The following is a 16,205-nucleotide window of genomic DNA, read 5'->3' as shown; positions in this document are numbered from 1 at the left end:
TTTTGAAGTTGATCGTTATTGTATTTTTTATTCAATATTGATAGTAATTTTAAAAAATATCTTCTTTGTGGAATTTCATTTTCAACATAAAATGATATTAGTTTGCTTTTCTTTCCGATATTTTGTGAAAAATTTTTATTAATTATTTCTTTCATTTCTTTAAAAAATGAAAAATCTTGAGTATTTATACTAATTGATTCTAAATTCTGTACAACTTGCATTTATAACCTTTATTAAGTTTTTTATAAATAAGCAATTTGTATTCCAAATATAATTGTAGTAATTTTTAAAAGAACTTTTGCAAAAGGAAATAATATTAATTTTCCTTTTGCAATGTAGAATTTAAATAGCGATTAATACATATACTATTGCTGCAATAATTGTTGGTATTGCATTTCTTTTAGCTAGTTCAATTGGATTAACCTTTGCATAAGTAGCACATATAATAGCAGCTCCTGCAATAGGGCTCATACTTCTTCCAAGTCCAGCTACAGCAGTTACAACAGAGCCAAGGTGCATAGGGTCTAGTCCGATATCTGCTGCTTTTATCGTTACAGCTTGATTAAATGCTATTCCGGCAGCATCTCCGCTACCTGTTATTAAGGCTAGGGCAAAAGTTCCAACAGAACCTATGAAAGTTGCAATATTTGGGTTTGATTTCATAAAATCAATTAATTGTTGAACAAATCCCATGGCTTCAAGCCCTGCAACAAATATCCCCGCACAAATAATGATTCCATATACATGTGAAAATCCTTCACCCATACCAGCACAAAATTTCTTCATAACTTCACCAGCTTTTACATCTTTAAAGCAAGTAATAAATGCTAATAATGAGCCAATAATCATTGCATGACCAATGCCAACTTTTGGAACTTTAAGTGCAAAAGTAGCTTCATACCATTCTTTAAAATGCGAATTGCTAAGAACTAAAAGTATGGCAACAGGAACAATTGGAACTATAGCTTTTATAGGATTGATTTTGAAATCTTTATCATCATTGCTTTCATCTTCAAGAACATAACCTTTATATTCTTTTAAAAGTAAGCCAACAATCATTAATCCAAAAGCACAAATTACAGCACTTACTCCAAAATAAAACGCTTCATAATGAATTACTTCCATTACATTTACTTTACTAACTTCAGCGACTATATTTGTCTGATGATAGCCAGGGTTTAGATTTGCGCTTCCATAAGTTCCTAATAAAACGGTTGAAGCAGCAAGTGCAGGATGAACCCCCATTCTCATAAGTAGCGGGATAATAACCGCACCAACAGCAGCAGAGCAACCAGCAGCAGAAGTTACTGAAATATTAATAAAAGCAGTGATTAATACAGCTCCAGGAACTAGAAAAATACCTGCATATTTTAATACTTTTGACAAAGCATGAACTAAATGCTTATCGCAAGTTGTAAGCTTTAAAACATAAGCAAAACCCATAGCAGCAACTATTGGTTCAATAATGTTTGCCTTTTTTATCGCTTTAGTAAAAGCTTCTAGTGCGTCCATTGGAGCACCTGCAATAATACATAAAACAACACCACTTGTAAATAGAACCATTCTTGATTCGTGGCGTTTAATTAAAAGTGTAATAGTAACAATTACTACTATTAACGCTAGTGCAATTTTAAGAATTGCAAAACTTTCCATATTTTCTCCTTAGATTAAGTAATAAAAATTAAAATTAATTTTCATTTATTCTAACTGAAAGTTGTTAATTTGATATAAATTATAAAAATGATAAAGCAATAATTAAAATATATTTAATATAAATATTAAATACTATTAAAATAATTATTGTAATTGCTCTTCTATAATTTTTTTATATTTTAATAATTCTGTTGTTATTAAATCCTTTTTTTCATCATTTATATGAAATTTCAAGATAGTAACACTAATTGCAGCAAATATTTGTTGGTTTTTATAAATAGGCACAGCAAAACAAGAAAAATCATCATCATATTCCCCGTATTCATAAGAATAACCTAGATTTTTACAATACTGAATATTGTCGTATAAATCATTTATATTATTGATTGTTCTTGCAGTATTTTGCTCTAGAATTTGTTTTTTAAAAATACTTTTTAATTCATTTAAATTCTTATCAAATAATAATGCTTTACCAAGAGCAGTTGCGTTAGCATTGGCTACATCTCCAGCTTTTGTCTTTAGAATAATTTTTTCATTACCTTCACTTTTATGTAAATAAATTACTTTTTTACCATTTAAAATCCCTAATTGCACGGCTAATCTTATTTTTTTAGCTAGTTCATCCATATAATAAATTATAATTTTTGTAGATTTCCTTTGTTCTAGCTCTGGATTTAGACAAAAAGATAATTTGTAATTTTTATTATCAAAACTTAAATAATCTAATTCACAAAGTGTTTTTAAAATAGGATGAAGAGTTCCCACACTGATTTTACATTCTTTTGAAATTTGTGTTATGTTAAGACCTTCATCACAATTTTTTAAAGTCTCTAAAATTTTAATAACCCTTAAAGTTGGTTGATGTAAAGTATCCAAGATTTTTCCTATTTATGTAAGATATTTTAATATATTAGATATTTCTTAATTATCTCTTAAAATTACAAGTTTTTTAGCTTAGTATTATTATTTAGTTTTTAAAAGAATTTAAACTAATAATATACATTATTGTTTAAATAGGAATATGTTGTATTCCTATTTAAAATGGTCTTATAATCATTGCAGTAATTATACCTATCATTATTATAGTAGGCACTTCGTTATAAGCTCTAAAAAATTTACCACTTTTTTTACAAGTATCGTTTTTTAGTTGTTTAAGGTATCTTAAGCAATCAAAATGATAAATCAGTAGTAGAACAACACACAATAATTTAAGATGAAAATAACCAAGTTTCATCAAGGTTGAATTAGCACTAATCATTAAAATTCCAGTAAGTAGTGTAATTATCATAGAAGGTTGTCCTATAAAATAAAACAATTTATCTTCTTGAATTTTTACAACTTCAACAAATTCTTTTTTATGTGAATGTTCTTGATGATATACATAAAGGCGTGGCAAATAAAACAAAGTCGCCATCCAAGAAATAAACGCTAAGTAATGAAGCCATTTTATCCAATCATAATTGTTAGCTAGAAATTCCATTTTTCTTCCTTTTCTTAAAAATTTCTTTTAAAATTATTATAATAACGCCAAGGTTAATACACACATCAGCAATATTAAAAACAGCGAAGTTAAACCAATAATGCCAAGCTATAAAATCAATAACTCCAGGATATAAAAACCTATCATAAATATTGCTTATGCCTCCGGCTAATATGAATGATAGGGCATAATAATTATCGTTTAGGAATTTTTTTTCTTTAACTAAAAGTATTCCAGCAATTATAAGCAACATTATTTGAATATATTTTAGATATTCTTGTAAAAAACTTAGCATTGAAAAAGCAACCCCATCATTAAAAACTAAATAAAAACTAATAGGGGTAAAATGCCATTCGTAACCTGCTAAAAATATATTTTTACTAAGTCTATCTAAGATTATTACAATGGCTATTATAAGACTTGAGATGATAATTTTTTTTCTCATACTAGCACACTTTGAAAGTATTTTATACATTCATTTTCCATATTTTTTAAGGTTTTTTCACTTTCACATTCAAGTAATATTCTCATTAAATTTTCAGTTCCTGAATACCTAAATAAATAATTCACATTATTTTTATTTAATTTTTCATATAAGTTATCTATGCCTTCTAATTTATCTAAAGGTTTTTTTTCTGTGATTTTTAGGTTTGTTAGGCTTTGTGGAAATAATTTAATTTCGCTAAAAATCTCGCTAGCTTTTTTATTTAATAATAATTTTGCTACTTGAAGTGCTGCTACTATGCCATCACCAGTTTTTGCATAATCGCTAAAAATTATATGTCCGCTTTGCTCTCCACCAAAATTATAATTTTTATCTTGCATTGCATGTAGAATATATTTATCTCCAACATCGGTTGTAACATAAGAAATATCGTGTTTTTTAAGATAATTTAAAAATCCCATATTACTCATTTTACTAATTGCAACACCGCTTAAATTATTATTATCTTTTAAAGCTTTTGCTAAAACCCCTAATAAAATATCTCCATTAATGATTTCTCCGTTTTCATCAACCACAACCAATCTATCAGCATCTCCATCAAAAGCAAACCCAACATCAGCTCTTAATCTTTTTACTTCTTTAGCTAACATATTTGGATGAAGTGCTCCACAATTATCATTAATATTTATTCCATTTGGCTCACAAGCTAATGTTATAACATCAGCTCCTAATTCAGAAAAGACAGCAGGTGCAACCTTATAAGCCGCTCCATTTGCACAATCTAACACAATTCTAAGGTTTTTTAAGGTTGTATCTTTTGGAAAAGAATTTTTAATATGAACTATATATCTACCTATTACATCATCAATTCTTTTTGCAGAGCCGATTTTATCCTTTATTACAAGATGCGAATTAATTAAATTATCATCATTAAATATTCTATCTATTTCAAATTCTTCGCTTTCGCTTAATTTAAATCCATTAGCATCAAATACTTTAATACCATTATCATAATAAGGATTATGAGAAGCACTTATCATAATAGCAAAATCACATCTTAAATCTTGACTTAAAAAAGCAACAGCAGGTGTAGGCATAGGGCCAATTTGCAATACATTAAAACCTACTGCATTAAGACCACTAACGATTGCATTTTCTATCATATAACCACTTCTTCTAGTATCTTTTCCAACTATTACTTTTTTTGTTAATGCTTTATTTTTAAAAAAAATTCCAATAGCCATAGCAGCTTTAAGGGCTTTAAAAGCACTTAAATCATTACCTGCAAAACCTCTAATTCCATCTGTTCCAAATATCATTTTTTTGCCTTTCAGTATGATTTTAATTTTGAATTAAGATTATTTTAACAAAACTTTACTAAAATCAGTCTTTTAAAAATTTTTACGAAGGAATTTTTTATGGCAAATCATAAATCATCAGAAAAAAGAGCTAGACAAACAATTAAAAAAACTATTAGAAACAGATTCTATAGAACAAGACTTAAAAACATTACTCGTGCAGTTCGTGAAGCAGCAGCAGCTAATGATAATGAAGCGGCAGCAGCAGCTTTAAAAGTAGCTAATAAAAAAATTCACGAAATGGTAAGCCGTGGTTTTATTAAAAAACAAACAGCTTCAAGAAAAGTAAGTCGTTTAGCACTTTTAGTAAATAAAATTGGTGCATAATTTTTAATGCTAGCAAGCAAACTTGAACCTTTCTTAAAACGCTATGAAGAAATTCAAGCGTTTTTAAGTAATATTGAAAATACTACAGATTTAGCAAAAGTTACAGCCTTATCAAAAGAACAAAAAAGTTTAGAAGATATAGTTGAGGTTGCTAAAAAATATTTAAATACGCTAGATTCAATTGAAGAAAATAAAACTTTATTGCAAGACCCTGATTTAGGTGATTTAGCTAAAGAAGAATTAAAAGAATTAGAAGAATTAAAACCTAAATTAGAAGAAGAAATAAAAATACTTTTATTACCAAAAGACCCAAATGATGATAAGAATATTTTCTTAGAAATTAGAGCTGGAACTGGTGGAGATGAAGCTGCTTTATTTGTCGGAGATTTATTTAAAGCTTATGCAAGATATGCTGAAGATAAAAATTATAAAATAGAAGTAGTTAGTCAAAGTGAAGGCAGTGCAGGTGGATTTAAGGAGATTATTTTATTAATTAAAGGTGATAAAGCTTATTCAAGATTAAAATACGAAGGTGGCACACACAGAGTTCAAAGAGTTCCTGCTACAGAATCTCAAGGCAGAGTTCATACAAGTGCTATAACCGTTGCAGTTATGCCTGAAGTAGAAGATAGTGATATTGAAATAAATCCAAATGATTTAAAAATTGATGTAATGAGAAGTAGTGGTCATGGTGGTCAGAGTGTAAATACTACTGATTCTGCAGTTAGAATCACGCATATTCCAACAGGTTTAGTTGTTGTTAATCAAGATGGTAAAAGTCAGCATAAAAATAAAGAAAGTGCTTTAAAAGTTTTAAAAGCAAGACTTTATGAAATGCAAGAGCAAGAAAGATTAGCAAAAGAGCGAGAGAGTAGAAAATCTCAAGTTGGAAGTGGAGATAGAAGTGAAAGAATTAGAACTTATAATTATCCACAAAATAGAATAAGTGATCACAGAATAAATCTTACTTTACATAGATTAGACATAATTATGCAAGATGGTTTGTTAGATGAAATCATTGAACCACTAATAGCTCACTATCAATCAGAGGCTTTAAACGAAGCTAATTTATGAAAAAAATAATTTTAAGCATACTTGTTGTTGTATTAACAACTAGTGTGTTTTTGTATGATAATTATCAACAAGAACAAAGAAACATAATCAAGCAAAAACAAGAAATAGATTATCTAGTAAAATTACTTGAAAAATTATATATAGCAGCTAAGGTGGAATGTTCAAGTTATACTGAATGTTTTATAGAAAATGGAGTTTTTAAATATTTTAAATTCTCTAATATTTATATTAAAAACAGAGTTGCATTTTATAATTTTTTACAATTACTTGAAAAGGATTTTAAAGATTTAAAATACTCTTTTATAGAAAAGAATAATTTAGAATATTATTTTGATAAAAATAAATATTATTTTGATGATACTAGCTTGTTTAATATGAGTTCAGAATTTGAATTTAATGTTGATAATCTGAAGTTTAATGACAATGTAAAAGATGATTTAGCGTTTTTATCTTGGTATTTAAATAAAACTGCTTATAAATCTGTTCTTGATATGTTAAATGATATTAGTATAGATTTTAGAGTAAAATATAGCGTTGTAAATAACGCAATTGATTATTCTAAAATAGCGACTAATTTACAAATCAATCTTTCAAATACAAGTAAAATTAGTTTTAAAATAAGAAATAAAAAAATTGAGTTTAAGATTGAAAATTTTGATTTAATTAAAATTATTTTTATAGAATTTAAAGAAATCATAAAACCATTTTTAAAAAATAATGAAAATATTATATTTTTTGAAAGTTTATTTACTCATTATGATGAAATAATTAACCCTAAAATTAAATCAGTAACTTTTTCGATTGACAATATTTACAATACTAAAAATGTCCTATTTTCTAGCACTTACAAACTTGAATCAAATTAACATTTATTTATAAGCTTTGAGTAAAATTGAAACACAAATTCTATAAAAAAGGAAAAAATTATGGCAAAAGTTATGAAAACAATGGATGGTAACGAAGCCGCTGCATATGCTGCCTATGCGTTCACAGAAGTGGCAGGAATTTATCCTATTACTCCAAGTTCACCTATGGCTGATTATACAGATATTTGGGCTTCTCAAGGAAAGAAAAATATTTTTGGAATGCCTGTAAAAATTGTTGAAATGCAAAGTGAAGCAGGTGCTGCTGGTAGCGTTCATGGTTCGTTACAAGCTGGTGCATTAACTACAACTTATACAGCTTCTCAAGGTTTATTACTTAAAATCCCAAATATGTATAAAATCGCAGGTCAAATGCTTCCTGGTGTTATACATGTTGCTGCTCGTGCAATTGCTGCTCAAGCTTTATCAATTTTTGGTGATCATCAAGATATTTACGCAGCTCGTCAAACAGGTTTTGCAATGCTATGTTCAAATAGCGTTCAGCAAGCTATGGATTTAGCTGGTGTTGCTCATCTTAGTGCTATTAAAGGAAGAGTTCCATTTATGCATTTCTTTGATGGATTTAGAACATCTCATGAAATTCAAAAAATTGAAGTAATGGATTATGAAGTATTTAAAAGATTAATTGATATGGATGCAGTTCAAGCATTCCGTGATACCTGTTTAAATCCTGAACATCCAAAAACTCGTGGAACTGCACAAAACGATGATATATATTTTCAAACTCGTGAGTTAGCTAATAAATTTTATGATGCTTTACCTGATGTAGTAGCTGATTATATGAAAGAGATTTCAAAAGTTACAGGTAGAACTTATAAACCATTTGTATATTATGGTGCTGCTGATGCTACTCGTGTAATTGTTGCTATGGGTAGTGTAAATGAAGCTTTAACTGAAGTGGTTGATTATCTAAACAAAAAAGGCGAAAAAGTTGGTGTTATGATGGTTCATTTATATAGACCATTTAGCTTAAAATATTTCTTTGAAGAAATGCCAAAATCAGTTAAAAAGATTGCAGTTTTAGACAGAACAAAAGAACCAGGTAGTATAGGCGAGCCTTTATATCTTGATATAAAAGCTGCATATTATGATAAAGAAAATGCACCTTTAATTGTAGGTGGTAGATATGGTCTTAGTTCAAAAGATGTTGACCCTGCACAATTACTTGCAGTATATGAGAATTTAAATCAAGAAAAACCAAAAAATAATTTTACAATTGGAATTAATGATGATGTAACTCATCTTTCATTACCACTAGGCAAAAAGATTTCATTAGGAGATGAAAGCACAACTGAATGTTTATTCTACGGACTTGGTGCTGATGGAACGGTAGGTGCAAATAAAAACTCAATTAAAATTATTGGAGATAAAACTGATTTATATGCACAAGCATATTTTGCTTATGATAGTAAAAAATCAGGTGGATATACAAGAAGCCATTTAAGATTTTCTAAAAAGCCAATAACTTCAACTTATTTAGTAAGCACCCCACATTTTATTGCTTGTAGTGTTGCTGCATATTTAGATATTTATGATGTTTTAGCAGGTATTAGAGAAAATGGAACTTTCTTATTAAACTCAATTTGGGACGAACAAACTACAATTGAAAAAATTCCTAATAAAGTTAAAAAAGTTCTAGCTGAAAAAAATGTGAATTTTTATATCATAAATGCTACAAAACTTGCTCGTGATATAGGACTAGGCAATAGAACAAATACAATTATGCAAAGTGCATTCTTTAAATTAGCAAAAATTATTGATTATGAAGATGCTCAAAAATATATGAAAGAATTTGCATATAAAAGCTATGTTAAAAAGGGCGAAGCAGTAGTTGAGATGAACTATAAAGCTATTGATATTGGAGCACAAGGTTTAGTAAAAGTTACTGTTGATCCAGCTTGGGCTAATTTAGTAATAGATGAGAAAAAAGCTGATGATAAATACATAGGAACTGCTTTTGTTGAAAATATAGTTAAACCTATGAACGCTGCAAAAGGTGATGATTTACCAGTGTCAGCATTTATTGGGTATGAAGATGGTAGTTTTGAGCATGGAACTACACAATATGAAAAGCGTGGTGTTGGTGTTATGGTTCCTAAATGGATTGAAGCAAATTGTATTCAATGTAACCAATGCGCATCAGTTTGCCCACATGCAGTAATACGCCCATTCTTAATTAATGATGAAGAAATGGCAAATGCTCCAGTAGGCGTGAAAGAGCATTCAATCGATGCTAAAGGTGTAAAAGGCGAAAGTCTTAAATTTAAAATTCAAGTTTCAACATTAGATTGTACAGGTTGCGAGTTATGTGTAACTGAATGTCCAAGTAAAGAAAAATCACTTGTTATGGTTCCGCTTGAAGAAGAGCTAGAAAAAGGCGAACAAGATAATGCTGATTACTTATTCCATAAAGTTACTTATAAAGATAATTTTATAGCAAAAGATACTACAAAAGGTGCTCAATTTGCACAACCATTATTTGAATTCCATGGAGCATGTCCAGGTTGTGGTGAAACTCCATATATTACATTAGTTACTAGAATGTTTGGTGAGAGAATGATGATTGCTAACGCAACAGGTTGTAGCTCAATTTATGGTGGTTCAGCACCTTCTACTCCATATCGCAAAAATGATAAAGGTTTTGGACCTGCTTGGGGTAACTCATTATTTGAAGACAATGCTGAGTTTGGTATGGGTATGAGAGTTGCTACCGAGACAATTCGCCATAGAATTGAAGATATTATGATTAATACAAAAGATAAAGCTCCAAATGCAATTGCAGCTCTTTATGGCGAATGGTTGGCTAATAAGAAAAATGCTGATATAACAGCAGATGTTAGAGATAGACTAATTCCATTATTAGAACAACACGCAGAGCTTGAAGGTGCTAAAGAAATTTTAGGTCTAAAAAGCTATGTAGCTAAAAAATCTCAATGGATTTTTGGTGGTGATGGCTGGGCTTATGATATTGGTTATGGTGGGCTTGACCATGTTTTAGCTAGTGGAGAAGATGTGAATGTATTAGTAATGGATACTGAAGTTTATTCAAATACAGGCGGACAAGCTTCAAAATCAACTAGAACAGGTGCAGTAGCACAATTTGCTGCAAGTGGTAAGCCAAGTCAGAAAAAAGACTTAGGACAAATTGCTATGACTTATGGAAATATTTTCGTAGCTCAAGTAAATTCAAATGCAAATTATGCTCATTTTATTAAAGCACTAATCGCAGCAGAAGCTTACGATGGACCAAGCTTAATCATTTGCTATAGCCCTTGTATAGCTCACGGAATTAAAGGTGGAATGGGTGCTAGTGGTGATCACGCAGAAATCGCAACTAAGTGTGGTTATTGGCCAATTTACACATTTGATCCAAGATTAGAAGCAGAGGGTAAAAATCCATTAAAAATTGCTTCAAAAGAACCTGATTGGAATTTATATGAAGAGTTCTTAATGGCAGAAGTTCGTTATAACTCATTAAAAAAAGGAAATCCAAAAGAAGCAGCAGAACTATATGCTCGCAACAAAGCAGATGCACAAAGACGCTATAGACAATTAAAGCGTTTAGCAGCAGCTGATTATAGCGTTTCTGAATAATTTCAAGCCCTTTTTAGGGCTTGATTATTTTATTACTCAAATAGAATTTAAAACATTAATATAATTTTTTAATAACTAGTGAACTATTAATCATATTAATCTTTTTATGAAGAAATAAGAAACATTATTGACGCTTATAAAAGCATTAAAACACTTTCATAGTTTTATACTTAAAAATTAAAATTATTTTTTAAGAATATATAAAAATATCATCTAATTATTATAAATTAAAGTAATTACTTAAATGGTGTTAATTTGCCTATTTAAAACTTAATAGTATATATTCAAAATTAGCGTAAATAAAGGCAAATTAAATATTTAAAATATTAGTAAATTTATACTATAGATTTATAAGCAATGTGAAAAATTATTAATTATTAAAATACTAAAAAAGAAACTTTTTATAAGTTTATTACTAATAAATATTGATGATATTTTATTTTTTATATTAATTTTATTACAAATTCTCTAATTCAAAATACCATAAAATCGTGATTTTTTATATATTATAATTTTTATCTTATGAGATTATAAAAAAAATAATATTTGACTTATAATGTAATTTAGAATAATATTTTGCTATTAATTTTTTATTTTAAGAAAAAAATAAAGATTAATACCAAAATTCTTATTTAAAGGAGTTTTATATGAATGAAGAAAAATTCAATAGGCGAGATTTCATAAAATCAGCTACTATTGGTGTTGGTGCAGTAGCAGCTAGCACAAGCCCTGTATCAATTATGGCAAGTGAGCTTAAAAAAAGTGGTAAAAATACCTCACTACCAAGCGTAGATGTTTTAGTTATCGGCTCTGGTGGTGCTGGTCTTAGAGCTGCTGTTGCGGTTAGAAAAAATCATCCAAATTTAAATGTTGTAGTAGTTAATAAAGGTATGCCATCACGAAATGCAACCTGTATGGCTGAAGGTGGGATTAATGGTGTGATTGATTTTGAAAATGGTGACTCAAACAAATTACACGCATATGATACTGTTAAAGGTAGTGATTTTTTAGGTGATCAAGATGTAATTATTAAATTTGCACAAAAGGCTACCGAAGCAATTCACGAACTTGATTATGCAGGAATGCCTTTTAATAGACAAAAAGATAAAACGGTTGCAAGGCGTTTTGCTGGTGGTGCAAAATATGAACGCTGTAATTATGCAGCCGATAAAACAGGTTCTATTATGATGCACACCTGTCTTGATGAAGCTATTACAAATGGTGTTAATTTCTTGCTTGACCATTACTTACTTGATATTGCGATTGATAATAATGAGTGCGAAGGTGTAGTTCTTTTAAATATGCAAACAGGAGATGTAGTGCCTGTATTAGCAAAATCAGTGGTTCTAGCAACAGGTGGTTATACTCGTGTGTTTTATAACCGCACTTCAACCCCATTTAATGCTAGTGGAGATGGAATTGCTGCAGCACTTAGAGCTGGACTTGCGTTTAAAGACCCTGAAATGCTTCAATTTCACCCAACAGGAGTTAGAAATGGTGGTGCATTAATTACTGAAGCGGCAAGAGGTCTTGGTGGAAAATTAATTAATAATAAAGGCGAACGCTTTATGAGTAAATACTCAAATCGTCTTGAGCTTGCTCCAAGAGATATTGTTTCTCGTTCAATTGAAAGTGAAATTCGTTTAGGCAATGGATTTGGAGAAGGAATGGGCTCTTATGTTCTTTTAGATGTTACGCATTTAGGTGAAGAGCAAATTATGAATGAATTACCACAAATTCGTCATATTGGACTTTTATTTGAAGGTATAGATTTAGTAAAAGAACCAATTAAAATTCGTCCAACAGCTCATTATTCAATGGGTGGTATAGAAATTGCAAAATTTGATGATATGAGTACTCATTTAGCAGGACTTTTTGCTGCAGGTGAGACAAGTTGTGCTTCAATTCACGGAGCAAATCGTCTAGGTGGAAATAGCTTAGCTGATGCGGCAGTTACAGGCAAACTTGCAGGTGAGGGTGCAGGTGAGTATGCAAACAAAAGACAAAATTATGGCTCTGGCAAACACGCTGAAGAATTAGCTCAAAAATGGAGAATTAAGCTAAAAGATATAACAAGTGGCAATTCAAAACCTAACGAGCTTTATGATTTAAGAGAAGAATTTGGACAATACAACTGGGATAATATGGGAATTTATAGAACAGGAGAAAAGCTTGAAAAACATATAAAAATCCTAGATGAGATTTGGGCTAAATATAATAATCTTAAAATCTCAAATCCAAATATGTTCTATAACACCGCTTTAATTGAGTATTTAGAATTTGGAAATCTCATTCTTTTAGCAAGGTGTGCTTGTCTTGGTGCATTAAATAGAAAAGAAAGCCGTGGGGCTCATACTAGAGAAGATTATCCAACAAGAGATGATGAGAATTTCTTAAAACATAGCCTTGTTACTTTAAAAGATGACAAATTAAGCCTTAGTTATAAAGATGTAGTTATTACAGAATTTAAACCTGAAGAAAGGAAATACTAATGAAAATTTTAATTGACCGCTTTAATGGAGTTGATAAATTTGTTCAAGCATATGATTTAAGTATAGATGAAGTAAAGGGAAAAACGCTTTTAGCCTTATTACAACATATAAAACGCACTCAAGATATTTCACTAAATTTTACTTCGGCTTGTCGTATGGCGATTTGTGGTGCTTGTGGTGTGCGTGTGAATGGGCATTCATACCTTGCTTGTGATACTAAAATGGATGATTTATTAAAAGAATATGACAATCCTGAAAGCTTAAAAATCTCTCCTTTGGCAAATTTTAAAGTTCTTTCGGATTTGGTTGTAGATTGGGAGCCAAGTATTGAGAATTTAAGAAAAATAAAACCAACTATAACACCAAAAGAAGCCTTTTCTGATAAAAAAGGTTGCGTGCAAACTCAAGCTGAAGTTGATGCTATTAAAAAACAATGGGATTGTATTTTATGTGGTTGTTGTGCTAGTGAATGTAATAAACTTGAAGCTGATTCAAGTGATTATATGGAACCATTTGTATTTACTCACGCATTTCGTGCTGCTTATGATTCACGCTCAAAAGATGCTTTAAAACACTTAAAACCATCTATTGCAAATGGTCTTTGGATGTGCGTTCATTGTCAAGAGTGTGCCGACCGCTGTCCTAAAGGAATTAGTGCTGCTGATGATATAGCAATGCTAAGAGTAATGGCTATGAAAAAAGGTTTAAAAGATGGCACAGGACCAGCTCACGCAGAAGCATTCTTAAAAGACTTAGAAGATACAGGTAGATTAAATGAGATTTATTTAGCACTTCGCTCTGAAGGTGTTTTAGCAAATACTACAAAAATAGATATTGCATACAATCTAATGAAAGCAGGTAAGATGAATCCATTACATATTTTTGGTGATGAAGAAATTGAAGGTCATGAAGATTTAGTAAAAATGATTGAAGCAGCTAGAGCTGCTAATAAGGAGTAAGTTATGCAACAAAAAGATTTCGCTTTTTTCCCTGGCTGTGTTTTAAGTCAAGCAGCTAAAGAATCAAAAATGTCATTAGAAGCAATAGCTCCAATACTAGGTATAACTTTACACGAGATTAAGGGTTGGAGTTGCTGTGGTGCATCTCAAGCACAAGATGTAGACCCAATAGCAGCACTTGTAGCAAATGCTAGAAATATAGCATTAGCTGAGAATATGAATATGCCAATGCTAACAACCTGTAGCACTTGTATGCTAACTTTAACTCGTGCAAAAACTGCTTTAGATAAAGGTGCAAAAGACCGCATAAATGAATATTTAGCAAAAGGTAATATGAAATATCAAGGAAATAATGAAATAACAAGCCTTTTATGGATTTTGTATGAGAATTTAGATACCTTAAAATCAAAAGTTGTTAAGCCACTTTCTAATCTAAAAGTAGCTTTATTTTATGGTTGTCATAGTATTCGCCCTGAAAAATCATATAACGCAAAAGAAAGTTCAACTAATCCAAAAAGCTTTGAAGCTGTAGTTAGTGCGCTCGGTGCGACAATAGTTCCGTTTGAAAAACGCTTAGATTGCTGTGGTTTTCACGCTAGTTATCCAGCAGTAAAATCGGTGCAAAAAATGTCATCTCAAATTGTTGGTAGTGCTGATAAAAATGGTGCTGATTGCGTTGTTACACCTTGTCCGCTTTGCCAAATGCAGCTTGATATTTACCAAGAACGCTATCAAGATGCAATGGGTTCTGAAATTAGAAAGCCAATAATTCATCTTTCTCAATTAGTAGGATTAGCACTTGGTCTTAGCAACGAGCAATTAGGACTTGATTTAAATATAATTGATGCTACAAAATTAGCATAATTTTAGGGGCTAAGCCCCTAATTCTTTTGCCATTTTTATAAACTCAAGCTCTAAATGTGAGAGTTTTTTATCTTTTTTATAAGCTATAACTAATGTTTTAATTAAATTATTATCCTTTATATTAAATAATTTTATTTTATCTTTTTTATCATCTTTTATTAATTCGCTAATAGTAAAAGTAGCACCAACACCACTTGCTACTATTGAATTTGCAATATCAAAAGTCTCAGTTTCGCATAAAATTTTAGGAATAAATTCATTGTTTTTAAACATTAAATCAATATCTAATCTACTTCTTTGAGAAGATTTTGGCAGAATAAATTTCTCATTTTTTAGTTCTTTGATTGATATTTCTGGTAATTCTTTATTTTTATATTTTAAAGATAATTCGTGTAAAGATGGCAGTGCTAGAAAAACATTGCTGCTTTTTATTATTTCATATTTTAAATATTTTATATCAAGTGGTAAAACTAGCATTCCAAGGTCAATTTCATCATCATAAATCATTTGTTTGATTTTAAGCGTTGAAAAGATTTGAGAAATTTTAATATCAGCGTCGCTAAAACGCTTGCAAAATTGTGGCAAGAGATTTGGAATCATATTATAGCCATTTTGTAAGAATGCTATACGAATTTTGCCAGTTTTGGCATTGTTTAGTGCTGAAATTTCAGTATCAAGCTCTGCTATCATATCTTTTATTAGATTTGCTTTTTTTAAATATATTTCTCCTGCTTCGGTTAAAGATATTGGATTTGTGCTTCTATTAAAAAGCGTGGTTTTTAGCTCATTTTCTAATGCAAAAATACTTTGAGATAATGATGGTTGCGGTATTTTAAGCTCATTTGCAGCCTTTGTAAAGCTTTGTAATTTTGCTACTTTTAAAAATAGTTGCATATGTCTAAAATTCATCTTTTATCCTAATTTAAATTCTTTATTTTTCATATAAATATTTTATATGTTATTTGGTAATAAAATAAAAAATAGCTTTATAAAATTTTTTACTTTTAAAATTTAAATAGATAATATTTATTAGTAAGATTTTAAACCAAGGTCAAAATGATTATTCTAGCGTGGG

General features: G+C 29.8%; 13 protein-coding genes and 1 pseudogene. 7 read left to right on the top strand and 7 right to left on the bottom strand.

Annotated elements, in window-relative coordinates:
- From KJQ99_RS05570 to glmM, 6 genes and pseudogenes are all read right to left on the bottom strand, one after another.
- Positions 1–221: pseudogene (locus KJQ99_RS05570) on the bottom strand (adenylosuccinate lyase); the annotation flags it as partial.
- Between the two features lie 121 nt (positions 222–342).
- Positions 343–1,653, bottom strand: coding sequence for a C4-dicarboxylate transporter DcuC (dcuC, locus tag KJQ99_RS05565; protein WP_214117164.1), 1,311 nt, complete (start codon positions 1,651–1,653; stop codon positions 343–345).
- Positions 1,654–1,797: 144 nt separating this feature from the next.
- Entirely contained in the window at positions 1,798–2,529 is a 732-nt protein-coding gene (locus tag KJQ99_RS05560) for an IclR family transcriptional regulator (RefSeq protein ID WP_214117161.1), read from the bottom strand.
- A gap of 160 nt (positions 2,530–2,689) precedes the next feature.
- The gene (gene hemJ, locus KJQ99_RS05555; protein ID WP_214117160.1) at positions 2,690–3,133 is read right to left on the bottom strand and encodes a protoporphyrinogen oxidase HemJ; all 444 of its coding nucleotides are present in this window, start codon (positions 3,131–3,133) and stop codon (positions 2,690–2,692) included.
- Complete coding sequence (gene lspA / locus KJQ99_RS05550) at positions 3,117–3,578, bottom strand: signal peptidase II (RefSeq protein ID WP_214150231.1); 462 nt, start codon at positions 3,576–3,578, stop codon at positions 3,117–3,119. The genes hemJ and lspA overlap by 17 nt, the downstream gene beginning before the upstream one ends.
- Entirely contained in the window at positions 3,575–4,897 is a 1,323-nt protein-coding gene (glmM, locus tag KJQ99_RS05545) for a phosphoglucosamine mutase (RefSeq protein WP_214150230.1), read from the bottom strand. The genes lspA and glmM overlap by 4 nt, the downstream gene beginning before the upstream one ends.
- Positions 4,898–4,996: 99 nt before the next feature.
- Here glmM and rpsT point away from each other — a divergent pair, with 99 nt between their 5' ends.
- The 7 genes from rpsT (at position 4,997) to sdhE (ending at position 15,130) form a co-directional block, all read left to right on the top strand.
- Positions 4,997–5,263, top strand: a complete 267-nt coding sequence (gene rpsT, locus KJQ99_RS05540; protein ID WP_214117154.1) for a 30S ribosomal protein S20 — start codon at positions 4,997–4,999, stop codon at positions 5,261–5,263.
- 6 nt (positions 5,264–5,269) lie between these two features.
- The gene (gene prfA / locus KJQ99_RS05535) at positions 5,270–6,337 is read left to right on the top strand and encodes a peptide chain release factor 1 (protein ID WP_214117152.1); all 1,068 of its coding nucleotides are present in this window, start codon (positions 5,270–5,272) and stop codon (positions 6,335–6,337) included.
- A complete protein-coding gene (locus KJQ99_RS05530; RefSeq protein ID WP_214150229.1) occupies positions 6,334–7,203 on the top strand; it encodes a hypothetical protein in 870 nt (289 codons plus the stop codon). Before prfA ends, KJQ99_RS05530 begins: the two co-directional genes overlap by 4 nt.
- 60 nt (positions 7,204–7,263) lie before the next feature.
- Positions 7,264–10,815, top strand: coding sequence for a pyruvate:ferredoxin (flavodoxin) oxidoreductase (nifJ, locus tag KJQ99_RS05525; RefSeq protein WP_214117146.1), 3,552 nt, complete (start codon positions 7,264–7,266; stop codon positions 10,813–10,815).
- 647 nt (positions 10,816–11,462) lie between these two features.
- The gene (gene sdhA, locus KJQ99_RS05520) at positions 11,463–13,307 is read left to right on the top strand and encodes an 8-methylmenaquinol:fumarate reductase flavoprotein subunit (protein WP_214150228.1); all 1,845 of its coding nucleotides are present in this window, start codon (positions 11,463–11,465) and stop codon (positions 13,305–13,307) included.
- On the top strand, positions 13,307–14,266 hold the full coding sequence (gene sdhB / locus KJQ99_RS05515; protein ID WP_214117140.1) for an 8-methylmenaquinol:fumarate reductase iron-sulfur subunit: 960 nt from the start codon (positions 13,307–13,309) through the stop codon (positions 14,264–14,266). Before sdhA ends, sdhB begins: the two co-directional genes overlap by 1 nt.
- Positions 14,267–14,269: 3 nt before the next feature.
- Positions 14,270–15,130 (top strand): 8-methylmenaquinol:fumarate reductase membrane anchor subunit, encoded by an 861-nt coding sequence (sdhE, locus tag KJQ99_RS05510; RefSeq protein ID WP_214142701.1) that lies wholly within the window; start codon positions 14,270–14,272, stop codon positions 15,128–15,130.
- A gap of 9 nt (positions 15,131–15,139) precedes the next feature.
- Here sdhE and KJQ99_RS05505 read toward each other — a convergent pair whose 3' ends face one another.
- Positions 15,140–16,039 (bottom strand): LysR family transcriptional regulator, encoded by a 900-nt coding sequence (locus KJQ99_RS05505; protein WP_214142702.1) that lies wholly within the window; start codon positions 16,037–16,039, stop codon positions 15,140–15,142.
- Between the last annotated feature and the right edge of the window lie 166 nt (positions 16,040–16,205).

It is taken from the genome of Campylobacter sp. 2018MI13 (assembly GCF_018501135.1).
Lineage (GTDB): Bacteria > Campylobacterota > Campylobacteria > Campylobacterales > Campylobacteraceae > Campylobacter_E.
The sequence above is the reverse complement of the archived record's forward strand: the minus strand, read 5'-3'. Positions and strand labels throughout refer to the sequence as shown.